This window comes from Variovorax sp. GW823-FHT04F07 (assembly GCF_058795995.1).
Window position 1 is genome coordinate 36420 of sequence record NZ_JBXAIG010000009.1, and the last position, 17532, is coordinate 53951.

At 70.1% G+C, this 17532-nt stretch carries 11 protein-coding genes; all 11 read right to left on the reverse strand.

The genetic code is table 11. The annotated features are described in order from the left end of the window. Positions 1 to 11: 11 nt before the first annotated feature. The 11 genes from AC1RAA_RS28810 to phnD (AC1RAA_RS28860) all read right to left on the reverse strand — a co-directional run bounded on the left by AC1RAA_RS28810 (position 12) and on the right by phnD (AC1RAA_RS28860) (position 17407). Positions 12 to 2039 (reverse strand): caspase family protein, encoded by a 2028-nt coding sequence (locus AC1RAA_RS28810; RefSeq protein ID WP_492732286.1) that lies wholly within the window; start codon positions 2037 to 2039, stop codon positions 12 to 14. After that, the gene (locus AC1RAA_RS28815; RefSeq protein ID WP_492732288.1) at positions 2036 to 3166 is read right to left on the reverse strand and encodes a hypothetical protein; all 1131 of its coding nucleotides are present in this window, start codon (positions 3164 to 3166) and stop codon (positions 2036 to 2038) included. The genes AC1RAA_RS28810 and AC1RAA_RS28815 overlap by 4 nt, the downstream gene beginning before the upstream one ends. 27 nt (positions 3167 to 3193) lie before the next feature. Then, a complete protein-coding gene (locus tag AC1RAA_RS28820) occupies positions 3194 to 3943 on the reverse strand; it encodes a hypothetical protein (RefSeq protein WP_062482983.1) in 750 nt (249 codons plus the stop codon). Positions 3944 to 3973: 30 nt separating this feature from the next. After that, positions 3974 to 5557, reverse strand: coding sequence for a murein transglycosylase A (gene mltA, locus AC1RAA_RS28825; protein WP_492732291.1), 1584 nt, complete (start codon positions 5555 to 5557; stop codon positions 3974 to 3976). Between the two features lie 55 nt (positions 5558 to 5612). Next, the gene (locus AC1RAA_RS28830; RefSeq protein ID WP_492732293.1) at positions 5613 to 7520 is read right to left on the reverse strand and encodes a protein kinase domain-containing protein; all 1908 of its coding nucleotides are present in this window, start codon (positions 7518 to 7520) and stop codon (positions 5613 to 5615) included. A 691-nt stretch (positions 7521 to 8211) separates the two neighbouring features. After that, positions 8212 to 8847: a type VI secretion system-associated protein TagF gene (gene tagF, locus AC1RAA_RS28835; RefSeq protein WP_492732295.1), complete on the reverse strand. Its 636-nt coding sequence runs from the start codon at positions 8845 to 8847 to the stop codon at positions 8212 to 8214. Continuing rightward, the gene (gene tssM / locus AC1RAA_RS28840; RefSeq protein ID WP_492732297.1) at positions 8844 to 12446 is read right to left on the reverse strand and encodes a type VI secretion system membrane subunit TssM; all 3603 of its coding nucleotides are present in this window, start codon (positions 12444 to 12446) and stop codon (positions 8844 to 8846) included. The genes tagF and tssM overlap by 4 nt, the downstream gene beginning before the upstream one ends. Then, positions 12443 to 13777 (reverse strand): DotU family type VI secretion system protein, encoded by a 1335-nt coding sequence (locus tag AC1RAA_RS28845; RefSeq protein WP_492732299.1) that lies wholly within the window; start codon positions 13775 to 13777, stop codon positions 12443 to 12445. Before AC1RAA_RS28845 ends, tssM begins: the two co-directional genes overlap by 4 nt. Positions 13778 to 13809: 32 nt before the next feature. Next, positions 13810 to 15141, reverse strand: a complete 1332-nt coding sequence (gene tssK, locus AC1RAA_RS28850) for a type VI secretion system baseplate subunit TssK (protein ID WP_492732301.1) — start codon at positions 15139 to 15141, stop codon at positions 13810 to 13812. A 185-nt stretch (positions 15142 to 15326) separates the two neighbouring features. Continuing rightward, positions 15327 to 16346 carry a phosphate/phosphite/phosphonate ABC transporter substrate-binding protein gene (phnD, locus tag AC1RAA_RS28855; protein WP_492732401.1) on the reverse strand — a complete coding sequence of 340 codons (1020 nt, stop codon included), beginning with the start codon at positions 16344 to 16346 and terminating at the stop codon, positions 15327 to 15329. Between the two features lie 11 nt (positions 16347 to 16357). After that, the gene (gene phnD / locus AC1RAA_RS28860; protein WP_492732303.1) at positions 16358 to 17407 is read right to left on the reverse strand and encodes a phosphate/phosphite/phosphonate ABC transporter substrate-binding protein; all 1050 of its coding nucleotides are present in this window, start codon (positions 17405 to 17407) and stop codon (positions 16358 to 16360) included. Between the last annotated feature and the right edge of the window lie 125 nt (positions 17408 to 17532).

The following is a 17532-nucleotide window of genomic DNA, read 5'->3' on the forward strand; positions in this document are numbered from 1 at the left end:
GCGCGCCCGCCTCATGGCCGCGCACCACCGTCTGCCGTGCCAGCGCTCCTGCGCAGCAAGGCCGCGAACACCTGGCGCTCGCCGCCAGCGGCCGGCGGCTGGCCGCCGCGCACGCGCACTTCCGACACGTCGGCCTGCGCCGCGGTGGCCACGCCGAACAGGCGAGGCGCGCTGTGGGGCGCGGCCGGCACGGCCATGACGAGCAGGCGCGCCTCGCCGGCCGCATCGAGCCAGGGCAGGTCGAAACGCTTGACCGCCGGCTGCTCGGGCGTGCCGCGCTTGAAGCGGTTGGTTTCGCCGGCCCCGTCGGGGTACACCGCCTGCAGCGCGCCGCGCGCGTCGATGCCGGTGATGACGAGGTCGAGCGAACGGCCGCTGGTGTTGCGCACGTTCAGGCGCACGCGCTCCCCCGTCCGCAGTGCAGGCAATGCAGGCAGCACGCTCGCGGCCTCGGCGACCGGCACGCTGCGCAGCAGCCGGTCGGCACTCCAGACTTCGAGCGCCGCATCGAAACCGTCGAGCTGGCCACCCCTGGCATGGGCCTGCAGCTGCGCCAGCCACTTGAGCTGCGCCATCGCCTGCAGGCGGCGGCGCAGCGCGGCCACGTCGGGCACCACGACGGTCGAGGCGGCGGCGCCGAACACGGGCGCGAGCGCTTCGAGGCGATGGCCCGCGGGGCCGAGGTCGGTCCAGCGCACGTCAGCGCTCGCGGGGTCGTCGGCCAGGCGGATCGCGGCCGGGTAGTCGAGGCTCAGGCCGGCGGGCAGCGGCTTGTCGGCGCGCACGCGCAGGGCCGTCGCGGCCGGCTCGGCAATGGGCGTGACGCTCCAGAACGCGCTGCCCGGCAGGTCTTTCAGCGCCGCGGGCACGGCGAGCCAGGCGCCGCCGAGCTTGATCTGCGCGATGGCGGCCGGCGCGCGGCGCACGGTGCCGTCGTCGAGCGTGGCGAGCACGCGCACCTCCTGCTGCGGCGCCAGGCCGTCGAGCAGGCCGGCCTTGACGGCCAGGCTGTCGCCGCTGCGCTGCGCGCCCCACACCGGGCGCGTGGACGCGGGCGCGCCGCTGTTGGCGAACAGGGGCGCATCGAGGTTGCCCTCGGCCACGGGCGACGGCAGCTCGCGCGTGGGAAAGCGCTGCGCGAGCTCGTCGATGACCGGCGGGTACAGCGCGAGCACGCCGTCGAACAGGTCGCGCCAGGTGGCGGGCTTGCGCGCCAGCGACTCGACCACGGCCCAGGTCAGGAGGCCCTGCGGCCGGGCGCTGCGCGCCTTGCGCGGCAGGCGCAGCTCGGGCGTGATCTGGTGGCTCTCGGACGCGAACAGCGCCACGTAGCGGGCGCGCGGCACGGCGTCGCCGGTCGCTGGCGGAGACAAGGACCGTGCGGGCGATGCACCGCCCATGAGCTGCGTCGTGCGCAGGCCGCGCCAGCGCACCTCGTCGTCGGCCGGGCCCTCGGCGGTCGCGGGCGCATCGCCCGTGCCGCGCGTCATGGAGTTGGCGGAGCAGGTGTCGAACACCGAAGCGACGAAGACGTTCTTCGCGAGGAAGGCCTGGATCCAGGCGTCGAAGTCGACGTCGCGCAGGTCGCCACTGAGCGCGGCATCGGCGCCGAACGTGCCGCGCACGTCGCGCGCGAGAAAGTTCTCGGACAGGCCGTCGGGCTCCTGGTAGCGCTTGGCCACGTCGCGCAGGCGCGTGCCGTGGCCGGAGAAGTACAGCAGCACGAAGTCGCCGCTGGCCGACTGCGCGAGCAGCCGCGCCAGGGCCTCGTGGATGGCCTGCGATTCGGGCAATGCGGCGCCGGGCACGCCGTCGGCGAGCACGGCGATGTCGGGCGCGGTGAAGCCCTGCTTCAGCAAGGCATCGCGCATGAGCATCACGTCGTTGCGCGGCGCCTGCAGCCACAGGGCCTGCGGCTGGTTGACGAGTTCGGAGACGCCGACGAGCAGCGCGCGCTGCGCGGCCTGCGCGGCGACACCGCCCGCGCCCCACACCACCAGCGCGAGCAGGAACCGCAGGCTGCACGCGCGCAGGTTCATGGCGGCTCCGAGGCCGGTCCGGCCGACGCGACCAGCGGCGACGTCGCGAGCACCGACAAAGCACCGACCGGATCGGCCACGCGCAGACGCCACACGCCGTTCGGCCCCGGCCCGCCGACCACTTCGGCCGACATCGTGCGCAGCAGGCGATCGGCCTCGTCGATGCGAACGCCCTCGTTCCAGCGCACGACCAGGTTGGCCTGCGCCGCGACCGGCGCCGTGGGCACCGAGCGGAAGCGCACCTCATCGTCTTCGGTGGTGCCACGCCCGCCGATGAGCCCCACGTTCTGGATCACCGCGAACAGCGCCACCGCCGCAAAAGCCGGGCGTGCCCAGCCTTCGGCGCCGAACCAGCGGCGGATGCTGCCCCACCAGCCGTCCTCGGGCCGCGGAAGCGGCCGGGCGGGCGATGGCGGCGGCGCGGCGGGGGCCTCCTCCTGCGGTTGCGCCAGCGCGCGGCCGAGTTGCAGGCCGGCATCGCGGTACAGCGCCTGGTAGTCGGTGCGCGGGTCCTGCGGGCCCAGCGGCGTGCCCGAGAGCACCGAGAACGCGCCGGCCACGCCGCGCAGCGCGATGCGCCCGGGCTCGGGCGCGATGTCGGGCGCCGCATGCGCGGCCCATTCGTCATGCATCGCGCGGATCGCGGCGAGCCGCGTGGCCGACACCTCGCCGAGCACGCGCGCGGCCAGCTGCGGGCTGGGTTCGAGCGTGAGCACGTTCCAGGCCTGGACCACGCCGAACATCGGCTCGAAGGGCTCGTCGTCGGGCTCCAGCAGCACGTCGAAGGGGCCGGCCCAGTCGGGCTCGCCCGCGGCCATCCAGCCCTGCCAGAGGTCGCCGTGGATGCAGCGGTCGAGCAGCACGCCGAGCAGGCGCCCGTCGTGCACCACGCTCACGAGGCGGCCCGGCGCCCAGCGCGCGGTGAAGGCGCGCCGGGCGACAGCCTCGCGGCGCCGGGCCAATTCGGTCAAGGGTAGAAGCAGGTCCGACACCACCGGCGTGCCCGCGCCCGCGCTGCCGTGCGGCATCGCGATGGGTGCGGCGTCCGGCGCGGCATCGCCGGGCGGCGCACCGGTTTCGAACGCATGGCGGATCACGCTGAGCGGGGGCCAGAGGTCGGTGGTCATGGCGTCTGTTCCTGAATGGCTATGTCTTCAGACATAAGACGCTTCAGCCCCGAGGATTTTGAAAACCTGCAGGATCGCCGCCATGTTGTCGGCCTCGATGGCGATGCCCAGGGTCTGGCCGATCCAGCTGCCGATGCGGGTCTGCGCATAGCCGGCGCCCAGCCCTTCGCGCTTGTGCACGAGGCCCAGCCGGCCGGCGCGGTAGTGGTACGAGGCGATCGCATGGCGCGAGGCCACGCCCGACAACCCGCCCTCGGCCTCCTGCCCGAAGCCCTCGCACAGCAGGATGCGCTCGGGCTCGGGCAGCCCGGCGATGAAGGCGCGCGCCGCCAGCTGCACGGCCTGCGCGCTGAGGCCGTGCTCGGCCAGGCAGCCGTCGAGGTCTTCGCCCGGGCCAAGTTCGTCTTCGAGCTGGGCCTCGGTGATCTGGTCGCCGATGGAGACCTTGCGGCGAAACGAACTGGCGCGCGTGCAGTCGATGAGGTAGCGGCGGAAGTACGCGCACAGCGCGAAGGCGGTGGACGGCGCGCTGTGGCCGGCGCGCTCTTCCGACTCGTCGGGGTCGGCATCGAGCCGCAGCACCTTCACGTAGATGAACTGCGCCACCAGCTCCTGCCGCCCCTCGCCCAGCACCTGCAGCTCGGGCGGGTTGCAGGCCACGAGCGCATCGCCCACGATGCGGTACATGGTGCCCATGTCGTCCGAGGACAGCGTCTGCCGGCGCCGCCAGAGGCGGACGAGTTCAGAGCTCTCGGCGGACGAAAGGGTTTCCTGCATGAAGGGCCAAGGGGGTCGAAAGAAAAGAGGTCAGTCGTCGACGCAGACGCCTTCCGTGGGCACGAGGCACTGCGGAAGATTGGCGCCGACCGGGCCACCGCGCGTGCGGATCGCACCTGACACCGCCGCCTGCGCCACGGCGAGGCCGCGCGGCAGCAAGATCCACAGCTGCCCGCGCTCCTTCATGCGGCGCGCGTTGGTGGCGGCCTGCTGGCCGTTGCCGAAGAAGTAGTCGGCCCGCACCGCGCCGCGGATGGCGCCGCCGGTGTCCTGCGCGATGGTCAGGCGCTGCATGGGCGCGCCGCTGCCAGGCGTGCGCGTCGACACGAACACCGGGTAGCCCAGCGGCGTGCTGCGCGGATCGACCGCGATCGAGCGGCCGGCCGACAGCGGCACGCCGAAGGCGCCCACCGGGCCGCCCGCGGGCGAGGTCGACTCCTTGAAGAACACGTAGCTCGGGTCCTTGATGCCGGAGCCGGTCACCGCGCCGGCCGTGCGCCGCCCCGGCACCACCACCGCGCCGCTGGCCGTGGGCCGCGCCAGCGTGAAGCCGCGCGTGCGGATCACGCTGTTGTCGATGGCGCCCGTGTCTTCGTCGTCGCCGTCGTCCAGCGTCAGCTCGAGCGAGCCGCCGCGCACCTTCACGGCGCTGCGCGGCTTGCCGTTGGCGGCCTGCGCGATGGTCGGGCGGAAGGGCTGGCCGTTCTGCTCGGCATACGCCACGCGCACGACCTCGCCGCTGGGCAGCTTGATGCGGCCCGAACCCTGGATCTGCATCTCGTACAGCGCGGTGGCGCTGCTCACGAAGGCCAGCACCTTGGCGTTGGGCGCGCCCTTGGTCTCGATCTCTTCGCGCGTGTAGTACGGCAGCAGGCGCTTGCCGTCGATGCGCAGGCGCACCTTGCGGTCGAGCGTGTCGCGGGTGATGGCCGACAGGTCGAGCGCGTACAGGCCCGGTGCGCCCATGTCGCGCGTGCTCAGGCCGCTTTGCACGACCACGTTGCGGCCTTCGACCTTCGCGGCCACCGTGCCGCTGCCGGCCGGGAGCTTGCGCGCATCGACGAACAGCATGTCCTCGGGCTGGCCGTAGACCGGGTAGATGAACGGCGCGACGTAGGTGCGGCTGCCCGCGATCTCGGGCTCGAAGTAGCCGGTGACCACGCCGTCGGGCTTGCGGTCGTCGTCGCGGATCTGGTAGGCCGAGAACTCGCTCTCGAAGAAGCCGCGAATGGCCTGCGTGCTCTTGCCGTCGACCTTCAGCGCGCGCTCGCACACCTCTTTCCATTCGGCGCCGCGACCGTTGAGCACCTTGCAGCTGCCCAGGAAGGCCGGCCAGCTTTCCGAGAAGTCGTCGCGCGCCCAGCCCGGCACGGCGTCGAAGCCGACCGAGGTGTAGGTGGCGAGCTGGGTCGAGAAGGTGCGCGCCTGCCCGGCAACGCTGCCGCCAGTGGGGCGCGCCGGTGCGGTCGCGGGGTCGGCCGTGGTGGGCGCGGTGGTGGCCGTGCCCGTGGCGGTCGGCGGCGTGTTGGCGCAGGCGGCCAACAGCACCAGTGCGACCACGGCGGCCGTTCGGCAAAGGGGAAGCGCGAAGTGCGGCGACGGTGACGTGTGCATGAAAGTCTCCTGGTCGTGGAAAGGGGGCCGAAAGCGGCCGACGCTCTACAGACGATTACTTCTCGACGATTTTGAAATTCGCGACGCCATAGACGTCGTTGCACGGCGGGGCGCCCGGCGCGCAGACCGGTTTGCCCAACAGCGGTGACGGCCCCGTGCCGCGCGTGGCTTCGAGTGCCGCGAGCACCGGCAGCGGGAACTGCGGGAACACGCCTTCGTTCTGCACGCCCGAGGCGCCGAAGTCGCGCTCGTGCTCGCTCACGAGCACCGCGAACTGGTTGGTGCCGGCCGGCCCGCCGGCGTCCATCGGCCAGGAGGCGCGCGGCAGCGCCAGCGCGGCGTTGGCGGTGATCTTGTTGTACTTGTCCAGCAGGTTCGGGAACAGCAGGAACATCTCGCCGCCGCTGGACAGCAGGAACACGTAGACGAAACCGTCGCGCTTGCTGCGCACCTCGAAGGCCAGCTTGTCCTTGCCGATGGCGACCTCGGCCTTCTTCGGCGTGGCCGTGACCTCGAAGCCCGGGGCGGCGCCTGCCGCGAGCGATTGCAGGGATTCGGCGGGGGTGCGTGGCTTGGGAGGCGGCGGGGGTGGCGGCGGCGGTGGGGCCTCGGCGACCTGGGTGGGGGTGTCGGGTGGGGGCGCGGGCGTGGCGGTTTGCGCCGTCTTGCCGGCATCGCCTTCGCTGCCCGAGCGGCCGAGGAACCACCATCCGCCGCCTACTGCAACGATCAGCACGGCGGCGGCGACGGCGCCGAGGACGGCCTTGTTGCTGCCGCTCTTGCTGTTGTCAGCAACAGGTGACTTGGCGGCGATCGGCTTCGGCATGTGGGCCGTGCCGATCACCGTCGGTGCATCGGCACCCGACTGACTGCTTCGCGCACCCGACGGCGGCACGGTGCGCGGCGTGGGCGCGATGCTGTGGCCGACCTCCAGGCCCAGCGCAGCGCGCAGCTCCGCCATCGACTGCGGCCGTGCCTCGGGCCGCACGCCCAGGCCCGCGTCGATCGCTGCAAGCAACCGGTCGCTGTAGCGCTGGCGCAGGATGTCGTTGCCCGCCAGCGGCACGTAGCTGTCGGACAGCAGCCGCGCCACCGAGGGCGGCGGTGCGCGGCCGCACACGGCGACGTGCATCACTGCGGCGAGCGCGTAGACGTCGGTCCATGCGCCCTGGGACATGTCGGGCATCTCGGCGTACTGCTCGATGGGCGCGTAGCCGGGCTTGAGGATGACGGTGATCGCCTGCGTCTTGTCGGTGATCACGCGGCGCGCGGCGCCGAAGTCGAGCACCACGGGGCGGCCGGAGCCTTCGAGCAGGATGATGTTGTCGGGGGCGATGTCGCGGTGGTAGCAGTGGGCGTTGTGCATCACGGCCAGGGCTTGCGTGACGCCGTCCATGATGCGGGTGAGCCAGGCTTCGTCGACGCCTGCGGGGATCGCTACGAGTGCCTCGCGCAAGGTGTCGCCCTTGTAGAAGGGCATGACCATGTAGGTGGTGCCCTTTTCTTGCCAGAAGCGGTAGACCTTGAGGAGCGAGGGGTGGTCGAACTGGGCGAGGAGGCGGGCTTCGTTGATGAAGCTGCGCATGCCCAGGTCGAAGGTTTCTCTGTGTCTTTCTGAGAGGGGGACTACGGTGCCGTCTTGCTGTCTTGTCGATAGGGACGTGGGGAGGTATTCCTTGATGGCTACTACGCGTTCAAGCGTGTGGTCCCAGGCTTCGTAGACGACGCCGAAGCCGCCTTGGCCTACGACTCGGGTGACTTCGAATTCGGCGAGGCGGCTGCCTACGGGGAGGAGGCCTGCGTCGTGGGTGGCTGTGGCGGGACTTGTTACCGGGGTGCCTGAGGCTGTGGTGAAGCCGCCGGCTGTGATGACTGTGGCCCCGCCTGTGTCAGCTTCGGTTGTGGGCGTGCGTGAGACGACTCGGGTGCGGTCGTCTTCCGGGGGAAGGGCGTTGTCGGTCATTGACCTGCTCCTGCTAGGTGAACGCCGTTTTGGGTTTGCTTCCCGAGGCCGGGTCTCGCCCCGGCAGGCGACCTACTTTTCTTTGCTTCGCCAAAGAAACGTAGGCAAAAGAAAGGCGACCCTACTGTCTGCGTCCCTACGCTTCGCTTCGGGCAACCTGCGGTGCTCGCGTTTCGCGGGGTCTCGCCCAAACTCGCTTCGCTCAAACAAGGGCGAGCCCTGATCCGCGAAACGCTGCGCTCCTCGGCGCATACAGAAGGGCTTTGGATACCAGCGGGCCATCGCTCCGCTCGGCCAGTGGGCTGCAGCAGGCGCTTTGCGCCTGCTGCAGCGGGGATTGGCAGTGGCGTCCGCAGAGAAATGCGCGCAGGCGAAGCCGCGCGCATGGGCGTTGGATTGGGCTGTTGGTATTGCAGGGCCGAGCGCAGCGACGGCCCGAGTTCCCCCTCCCCTCTGGCTGCGCCGAGGAGCGCAGCGTTTCGCGGATCAGGGCTCGCAGCTGTTTGAGCGAAGCGAGTTCTGCGAGACCCCGCGAAACGCGAGCACCGCAGGTTGCCCCGTAGCGAAGCGCAGGGGTCGCAGACAGTGGGGTCGCCTTTTCTTTGCTTACTTTCTTTTGGCGAAGCAAAAGAAAGTAAGTCCGCCGCCGGGCGGAACTCCCGGCCTCGGGAAGGAAAAGGAAGCACCGCCCTCATTCCCCACCCCCAAGAAACAAAGCCTCAAACTGCAAATCCCGAGGAAGCCCAGTAGCCAACATCCGAACCCCGCCTTCCAAACCAGGCGTCTCCATCCAAAGCGAGGTTCCAGCCAAAGGCAGCTCGAGCGATCGGCCCTCAACAGCGGCCTCGTCGGCAGCAGAAGTCACAAACAACTGACTCAGCACCGCATCAAACCGCAGCGCATCCAAATCACCCTCAAGCCCTTCAAGCACAGCCTGCGTCCCCAACGCCCACCACCGAAGCGCAGCAACAAGCGCCTCTCCATGCAGCGCACCAGGTACGCCTTCATCCAATTCAACGGCAAGAGTGAACGGAAAGTACCGCCCCACCCCATCCACCGAAGGCATCAACACCCCCATCCACCCCCGTTCCCCCACCACCTGCGCCCCCAGCGCAAAGCACCACACAGGCGCCTCCAGGTAGTGAGCAGTCCAATCCGCATGCCGATCCCGCAGCCGTGCCAACCCGCGCTGCAACCACGGGTCCCACACCGAGCGAAACGCCTCTGGCAACCGCCGATGCGCAAAGTCCCCCATCCCCGGCAACTTGCCAAACCACCCCGGCAACTCAGAGGAAACGAAGAGAGAAGAAGAAGAGGCCAGACTCACAACCCCTCCGGACAAGAAAACTCCCGCAATTCCTTCAACCGGATCGGATGCTGCACGCTGTTCGTAGTCACCTCAAACCGCGTCTTCCGCGCCCCCACCTGGAACGTGATGAAGAACTTCTCCGGCGCATCCCCCGCTTCCAGTTGCCCGTCGTCCAACGTACGGAACAAAGCCCAAGGCCCATCCATCGCCGACCCCGAACTCCCCGTCGTCGACGGTGGACTCACCTGAACGCGCACCTGGTTGCTCCCCTTCGGCCCCGGCCACTGCACCGCCATCGGCACCACCGGCCCGTGCGCGTACTTCACCAGCTGCCCGTCCACGTCGAGGATGAACTGCGTGATGCCCGCATCCATCTCCACCGGCTTGAAGTCCAGCCGCATCGACGGCCCACGACCGCCGCCGCGGAAGAAGATGTCCTTGATGCGCGCCGCACGCTCGAACTGCGCCAGCGCCTGCGTGGTGATCGCGCCGCGCTCGGCCACGGGCTTGTAGCGCCACGGCCGGGTGCTGGTGTCCACGATCGCGGCCAGGCGCTTCTGGAAGAAGTCGTCCATCAGGCCGCCGGCGCCGAACATCTGGCCGAAGTCCTCGGGCAGCACGTCGCGCTTGCTGCTTTGCACGAAGGGGTAGCGGCCCGCGATGGCGCGGTTGCAGAACTCGGTCACGGGGCGCAGGTCCTGGCTCAGGTTGCCGCGCTCGGCCACCTGCGCCTGCGCAGCGCCGGTCTGGCTCAGGTTCTCGATCATGCTGCGCACCGGCTCGGGCAGGCGGCCCGCGTCCGACTTGAGCTTGCCGGCCACGTCGCCCGGCGGCGGCGAGGTGCGGCCCTTCACGGCCGTGTCGACGGCGTTGAGGTACACGTACACCTCGTTGAAGAGCTTGAGCGCGTCGTCGATCGGCGCGGGCTGGTTCGGGCCGCCCGCGGTGACCAGGCGGCGCAGCGACTCGAAGCGGTCGTCCACGATGCTCTCGATGCGCTTGCCCGGCGCCACCTGCTTGCCGGGGTCGCTGCCGAACAGGTCTTCCAGGCCCTTGCGCGTGTTGCGCACGGTCTCGGTGGCCTTGCTGACGACGTCCTTGTTGGCATCGGCCGCAGGAATCAGCGTGGTCTGCTTGACCACCGCACGCAGGAAATTCGCGAGCGGCGAATCGACGCCCGACAAGATGCGCGCGGTCTCGATGTTCTTCTCCAGGCCGCTGACGCGGATCAGTCGCACGTCGGCCAGCAGCGCCTCCCACTGCTTGACGTACTCCTCGAGGTACAGGCGCCGCACGCGGTCGGTGAGCGCGCCGAGCGCCGCGGCGTCGCGCAGGCGCTCGCTGGCGTTGCGGTCCTGGCCGAGCACCCACGGGTCTTCGGCGGCCAGCAGGCCGGTGAGCACCACGACCTCGTTCTGGAAGCGCTTGTGGTACCCGTCGTAGGTGAACATGCCCGGCACGCCCTCGCTCAGCGGCTTGCCGCTGATGCGCTCGAACACGAGCGGGCCCGACGGGCCGGTGGCCTGTGCCACGCTGAAGCCCGGGATGTCCTTGGTGGCGCGCTGGCGCTTCAGGCGGCTGAACACGCGCTGCTCCAGCGGGTAGCTCGCGAGCACGGCGCGCACGCTGCGCACCAGGTTCTCGTCCATCTTCAGCGGCGAGCGCGGCGGGCCCTGGGCGATGAGCACGTCGAGCTGGTCTTCGAGCGCCTTGCGCTGGTCTTCGGGAATGCCGCGGTCGAGGTTGCGTGCCCAGTCGAGCGTGATCCAGGCCTTCAGCGCCTCGGGGTCGAAGCGCTCGGGCTGGTAGAGCATCAGATAGCTCTTCAGGGCTTCATAGGTGAACTCGAGGTTGTCCTTCTGCGCGGTGCGCAGCTGGTCCTCGATGCGCTTGGCGATCTGCGGCAGGAAGGCGTCGTTGAGCGCGCGCTGGTGCGTGAGCATGGCGGCGGCATCAAGCTTGTCGCCCTGGTACAGGCCCAGCGTCATCGACAGCGGCTCGTCGCCCTGGCGGTTGTCGGGCGTCTTCCAGATGTCGCGCAGGCCCTGCAGCACGGGCGCGATCTCGACCAGGTTCTGCACGCGCGTCGGCAGCGCGGCCAGGGTCTTCTGCGCGGGCTCGACGCGGGCCTCGACCGACTTCAGGTAGTTGTTGTTCTGCCAGGTGCTGTAGCCCCAGGCTGCGAGCAGGCCGACGGTGACCAGCGTCATCGCGGCCACGCCCGCCAGGCGCAGCGTGTTGCGGCGGCGCTCCAGCTTCACGTCGGCGCCGGCCAGGCGTTGCTCGGGGAACACCACCTCGCGCAGCAGCGCGGTGAGAAAGTAGCTGCGCCCGCTGGACTTCTGCGGTGCGAGCATGGCGCGCTCGATGCCGAAGCTGCGCGCCAGGCTGCCCATCACGCGGTCGATCGGGCTGCCCTCCTGCGTGCCGCTGGTGAAGTACACGCCGCGCACCCACGGCGGCTGCGCAAAGCGCGAGCCGGTGAACACCTGTTCGAGCAGATCAGAGAGCAACGGGCCGACCGAGCCGAACTGCGCCGGAAAACCGAAGATCGCCGCGCGGCGCGTGCCGTCGGTCTCGCGCTGCATGCGCGCGATGAGGCCGTCGTTGACGCGGTTGTGCAGCAAGGCGAACTCGCGCTGGAAGGCGGCCGACAGGCCCTTCTCTTCAAGCTGCACGTTCTCGTCCGCCGGCAGTGTGAAGCCGAAGACCTGCGCGCGCTGTTCCTTGCCGAGGTCGTCGAAGTAGTCGGTGAAGCCGTAGAGCAGGTCGCTCTTGGTGACAAGCACGTACACCGGCAGGCGCGTGGTGAGCTTGCTGTCGAGTTCGAGCAGGCGCGCGCGGATCGAAGCCGCGAGCTGCGTGCGCGCCTCGGGGCCCTGGCTCAGCAGGTCGCCCACGCTCACGGTGAGGAACACGCCGTTGAGCGGCCGGCGCGGGCGCGCCTTTTTCAGCAGGCCGAGGAAGCCTTCCCATGCACTCTTGTCTTCCGACTGGTGGCTGTCCTGCGTGGTGTAGCGCCCGGCGGTGTCGATGAGCACGGCCTCGTCGGTGAACCACCAGTCGCAGTTGCGCGTGCCGCCCACGCCGCGGATGGCGCCGGGGCCGAACTTCTCGGCCAGCGGGAACGAGAGGCCCGAGTTGACGAGCGCCGTGGTCTTGCCCGCGCCCGGTGCGCCGATGAAGACGTACCACGGCAGGTCGTACAGGTAGCTGCCGCCCGAGATCGACAGCCAGTCGCGCCAGCCCGGCTTCTTGCCGGCGGCATGCAGGCGCATCTGCTTGAGCGTGGCGACGGCTTCGCTGAAGCGCGTGTCGAGGATCTTCTGTTCGCCGTCGACCGGTGCACCGGTCTTGGCGGCCGGCGCCTTCATGAGGCCGTCGGTCAGGTGCTGGCTTGCGCGGCGCGCGCGCCAGCGGCGGTACAGCGCGCGCAGCACCACGATGAGCACGATCACGCCGATGACGATGGCGCGTGTCATCTCGCCTTCGAGCGGCGCGAGCGAACCGATCTTCACCAGCGGGCCGATCCACCAGATCAGCAGCGCGACGACGAGCAGCGCGAGCAGCGTCAGCAGCAGCGGGCTGAACAGGAAGCCGAAGATTTTCTTGATCATTTCGTCGCTCCCGGGGCTGCGGCAGCGAGCCGTTCGGGTTCGGTGAGCAGCACGATGTCGACACGGCGATTGCGCGCGCGGTTGGCCGGCGTGTCGTTGGCCACCACGGGCTCGGCGTCGGCCTTGCCGTCCGAGCGCATGCGCGCGGGTTCGACCAACGTGGAGAGCGCGCCCTTCACCGCATCGGCGCGCGCGGCCGACAGGTGCCAGTTCGACGGATAGCGCAGCGAGCGGATCGGCTGGTTGTCGGAGTGGCCGGTGATGAGCACCTCGCCCTTCACCTCGGCCAGCGCCTGGCCGATGCGACGCAGCACCGGCAGCGAGGCCGCCATGGGCTCGGCACTGCCCGAGCCGAAGAACGAATCGCCGCGCAGCCGCACCACGCTGCGGTCAGCCTCGTCGGTCACGGTGACCAGGCCCTGCTTGATCTCGGGTTCCAGGAAGCGCGCGAGCCGCGGCGACTTGGCCGGCGCGGCGGGCGGCGCGATCTGGATGTTGGGCACGCGCAGGCTCGACACGGCCGCGTAGGTGGTGTCCGAGCGGTGGTTGAGCGTGAGCCGCAGGCCGAACCATGCGAGCGCCAGCAGCAGCGCGAAGCCGGCCGCGAACACCCACAGCGGCAGCGACTCGCGCAGCCGCACCGTGCCCGCGCCCTGCCCGCGCCAGTGCGGCGACAGCTCGGGTTCGACCGGCGGACGGTCTTTCGCGATCAGGTCGGCCAGGCGCTGGCGCACCGAGTCGAGTTGCGCACGGCCGTTGTCGACCACGCGGTAGCGGCCCTCGAAGCCGAGCGCAAGCACGCTGTAGATCAGCTCCAGCAGCTGGCGGTGCGTGGGCACATCCTGCGCGAGCTTGGCCAGCAGCTGGAACACCTTTTCGCCGCCCCAGGTCTCGTTGTGGAACTGCACCAGCAGGCTCTGCTTGTTCCAGCCGGCCTGCACGCCCCAGGGCGTGTTGGCCACGGCTTCGTCGAGCGCGGTGCACAGCACATAGCGCGCGGCCAGCACCGACTCGTTGCCCACGCCCGCGCGGCGCGCCGCGGCGTCGAACTGGTTCACCGCATCGGCGGTGGACGCGCGCAGCGCCGGCACGTTCGGCGGCTGCGCGAGGTTGCGCAGCTTGCCGATCAGCACCAGCAGCTTGCCCGCGGCCGAGACCAACGGATTGAGCAGGCCGATCTCGCCCACCTCGGCCACGGGCGTCGGATCGGCGCCGCCGAAGAACGGCGCGGGCGCAGCGGCCGGCGGCGTGCCGCCCGGCGTGCGCGGCTTGGGCTTGATGACCGTGCGCTCGGACTCGAAGGCGGCAAAGGGGTCGGGAGGGGTGCTCATGGTGATGTTCCGTTTCCGTCAGCCGGAGGCGGCTAGGAACGAATGGCCCAGAACGCGAGGTCCAAGCCGGGGAAATCGCCCGCGATGTGCATCGCGATGCCGCCCGATTGCTCGAGCTGTCGCCACAGGTCGCTGTTGCGCGTTTCGAGTTCGAAGTAGTTGGCGCCCGTGTGGAAGGGAATCTGGCGCGGCGCCACCGGCATGGGCGTCAGCGTGACACCCGGCAGCGCGAGGTTCACGAGATCGCGGATGCGCTCGACCGGTCCGATCTTCACCTGCGTGGGGAAGCGCGCGCGCAGCGCCTCGCTCGGCATGTTCGCGTTCACCACGAGCACGAAGGTCGCCTTGCGCTGCAGTTCGACGTCGGTCACCATCGCCACGCGCACGCCGTGCTTGCGGTCGTGCAGCTCGATGCGGATCGCCGACTGCTCGAACACCATCGACAGGCTGCGGCGCAGGTCGTCCATCACCGGGCGGAAGCTCAGCGCCAGGTCGTCATGGATGTAGGGCCCGAAGCGCATCACGCGGCGCGTGTCGCGGAAGCTCGCGAGATCGCCAGCCAGCCCGAGCGCGTGCTCGAAGAAATGCTGCGGGTGCAGCATCGCGCTCTTGGCCAGGTGCGCAAAGATGGCCTCGTTGCGGTTCACCGCCTGCAACAGCATGAAGTCGGCGATCTCGGCCACGCCGCCGGTGCCGCCTTGCGTCATGCGCCCCGCCAGCGCCTCGCCGCGCTGGCGCAGCAGGCCCAGCAGCTCGTCGAGCCAGGCGCGGATCACCGCGTGGCCGGCCACGTCGAGCAGCGGCGGCAGCATCGCGCGGTCGAGCTGCACCTGGTTGTCGACCCGGCGCTCGACCACACGGGCCACGCCCAGCGTCGCCCAGGCATCGGTCGCTTCGCTGGCACGCATCAGGCGCGTGTGGAGCTGGCCGAGTTGCAGCATCGCGGTGCGCTCGCCGGCCGTGTTGGAGTCGGGCACGTCCGACTCCAGCACGCGGTGGCGCACCAGCTCTTCGTATTCTTCAGCGTCGGCCTCGCGCGCCCCGGCGCGGCGCAGCGGCAGCGCCAGCACCACGGCCTCGTCGCGCATGGACGCGGGAATGTCGATAGGCTCGGGCAGCGGATCGACCGCCGGCATGTCGAACACCGTGCCATCGCCGAAGATCCCCACCGCCCGCACCAGCGCCAGCTTGCCCAACGTGAGCGCCGCCGCGTCGATCTCGACTTCGGCGAATCCCCAGGCGTAGGGCGTGGTGGTGCGCAACAGCACATGCCGCGCATGATCGGCATGGCGCTCGCTCTGCTGCAGGTGCTGAGGCTGCAACAGCATCCCCTCGCTCCAGACCACTTTGGTTCGCCAACTCATCCGCACTCCGTCAACGGCAAGGGTGCCGGGAAGAAAGAAACACGAAGTTTCCGGCGCGGGGGGCTGCGGGCAAATCCGTCTAATGGCCTAGACGGTGGCGATTTGCGTACGGCAAAGGGAGTAGATGGCCAGGGAGAGCGCGTCGAAGGACACGGCCCGGGGAATGAAGCAGCGGCGCGGCGGCTTCAGCGAGGTGCGGCAGAACCGCGCAGCGCCTCCACCTGCGCCGCATACGCCTTCTCGATGCGCTGCAGCCGCTGCTCCCGTGCCGCATCGTTGACCCAAGCCGCCGACAACGCGCGCTGGCGCCCCAGCTGGTATTCCAGCTTGGCTTCCGGCAGCAGCGCACTGTCGTCCGCCGCGACGTAGCCGTACGCCGCGCGCAGGTTCTTCAGCACCTCGCGCTCGGCGTCGGCGCGCGGGCCCTTGCCCTTGCCGTAGCCGATCAGGAAGGCCTGCAGCTTCGCCTGGAACTCGGGCGGGTAGTCGCGGCGCACCACCATCGGCGCGCCGGGCGGTGGCTCGGACTCCCAGATCACCTGCAGCCGCGCGGCCTCGACCGGGAACTGCTGGCGGAAGCGCTCGAAGTCGGTGGTGTTGTTGGTGGCCACGTCGGCGTCGCCGTTGGCCACGGCCAGCGCGGTGGCCTGGTGGGTGCCGACGAACTCGCTGCGAAAGCGCGTTTCCATCTCGATCTGGTTGGGCAGAAAGAGCTGGCTCTGCGGCACGATGAAGCCGGTGACCGAGCGGCTGTCGCCGCGCGCGAGCCGCCAGCGTTCGGGCTGGGCCAGCAGGCCCTCGAGCGTGTTGAGCGGCCCGGTCTTGCGCGCGAGCAGCACGGCGCGGTGCTCGGGCATGCCGTCGCGCCGCGCGATCTGCGCCACCACCTTCATGCGCCGCTGCATGACGGCGTCGAGCGCCATCTTGGCCGAGAGAAAGGCCATGTCGATCTCGTCGCGGCCGATGGCACGGTCGAGCTCTTCGTACGACGGCACCGAGTACGCGCTGACGGGCAGGCCCAGCGCGCGGCTCATGTCGGCCATGAGCGGCGTCCACAAGGCGCGCGACTCGACGGTGCCGCCCAGTGGCAGCACGCCGAAGCGCACCTCCTTGATCACCGGCGTGCCTTTGGCGGAGGGCACTGGTGCAGGCTGCGCGCCCGCCGGCCATGGCGCCATCAGCGACGACACGGCCAGCGCGAGCATCGTGCGACGGTTCAAGGGCTCACATCCTTCAAGACAGCCAACTGGTCGGCATAGCCGTTTTCCAGCCGCTGCAGCCGCGCCTGCCGTGCCGCGTCGTTGACCCACTGCGCGGTCTTCGCGTTCTGCATCGCGAGCTGGTAGGCGAGCTTGGCAGCGGGCAGCAGCGAGCTGTTGTCGGCGGCCACGAAGCCGGCCAGGTCGTGCAGCGACTTGAGCACCACGCGCTCGGCGTCGCCGCGCGCTCCCTTGCCGCGGCCGTAGGCGACCAGGAAGGCCTGCACGCGCAGGCGCAGCTCGGGCGGGTATTCGCGGCGCACGACGATCTGCGCGTGCGGGATCAGCTCCGACTCCCACAGCACCTGCAGCCGCTGCGCCTCGGCCGGAAAGCGCAGCTTGAAGCGCTCGAAATCGGCCGAGTTGTTGGTGGCCACGTCGGCCTCGTTGTTGGCCACGGCCAGCGCATTGGCCTGGTGCGTGCCGACGACCTCGCTCAGGAAGCGCGTCTCCATGACGATGTGGTTCGGCAGAAAGAACTGCAGCTGCGGCACGATGAAGCCCGACACCGACTGCCGTTCGCCGCGCGCCAGCCGCCAGCGCTCGGGCTGGTCGACGAGGTTTTTCAGCGTGTTGAAGGGCGGCGCCTTGCGCGTGAGCAGCAGCCCACGGTAGCCGGGCAGGCCGTCGTGCCGCACGACCTGGGCCACGACCTTCATGCGCTTCTGGCTCACGGCGTCGAGCGCCATCTTTCCCGACAGGAACGCCATGTCGACTTCGCCGCGCTGGATGGCCTGCTCCAGCGCTTCGTACGAGTTGACGGAGAGCACGCTCACCGGCCGCTGGATGGCGCGGCTGAGTTCGGCCAGCAGCGGGTCCCAGTCGCTGCGCGACTCGAAGGCACCGCCCAGCGGCAGGATACCGAAGCGCACCGGCGCGTCCGCAGCGGGCGCCGAAGCCTGCGCCGCCGCCGGCAGCGGCAGCAGCAAGAGCCCCATGGCCAGCGCCAGGGCCGCACGGCGGCCGGTGCCGGGGAAACTGCCGAAACGACGCAAGAAGGCGTGCATGGAAGGAGCGGAAGACACGGGGCCCGCGGCGAGCCGGCGGGGTCTAACATGGGCGACGCGGACGCCATTACATCCCAAATGCGAGTCTTTCTCGTGATGTTTTTCCGGTCTTCCCTGTTCGGGGC

Excerpts from the sequence above, each read along its gene's own strand:
- phnD (WP_492732303.1), bottom strand. The coding sequence starts at position 17,407 with ATGCACGCCTTCTTGCGTCGTTTCGGCAGTTTCCCCGGCACCGGCCGC.
- AC1RAA_RS28815 (WP_492732288.1), bottom strand. The coding sequence starts at position 3,166 with ATGACCACCGACCTCTGGCCCCCGCTCAGCGTGATCCGCCATGCGTTC.
- tssM (WP_492732297.1), bottom strand. The coding sequence starts at position 12,446 with ATGATCAAGAAAATCTTCGGCTTCCTGTTCAGCCCGCTGCTGCTGACG.
- AC1RAA_RS28845 (WP_492732299.1), bottom strand. The coding sequence starts at position 13,777 with ATGAGCACCCCTCCCGACCCCTTTGCCGCCTTCGAGTCCGAGCGCACG.
- phnD (WP_492732401.1), bottom strand. The coding sequence starts at position 16,346 with ATGCTCGCGCTGGCCGTGTCGTCGCTGATGGCGCCATGGCCGGCGGGC.
- tssK (WP_492732301.1), bottom strand. The coding sequence starts at position 15,141 with ATGAGTTGGCGAACCAAAGTGGTCTGGAGCGAGGGGATGCTGTTGCAG.
- AC1RAA_RS28830 (WP_492732293.1), bottom strand. The coding sequence starts at position 7,520 with ATGACCGACAACGCCCTTCCCCCGGAAGACGACCGCACCCGAGTCGTC.
- AC1RAA_RS28810 (WP_492732286.1), bottom strand. The coding sequence starts at position 2,039 with ATGAACCTGCGCGCGTGCAGCCTGCGGTTCCTGCTCGCGCTGGTGGTG.
- AC1RAA_RS28820 (WP_062482983.1), bottom strand. The coding sequence starts at position 3,943 with ATGCAGGAAACCCTTTCGTCCGCCGAGAGCTCTGAACTCGTCCGCCTC.
- mltA (WP_492732291.1), bottom strand. The coding sequence starts at position 5,557 with ATGCACACGTCACCGTCGCCGCACTTCGCGCTTCCCCTTTGCCGAACG.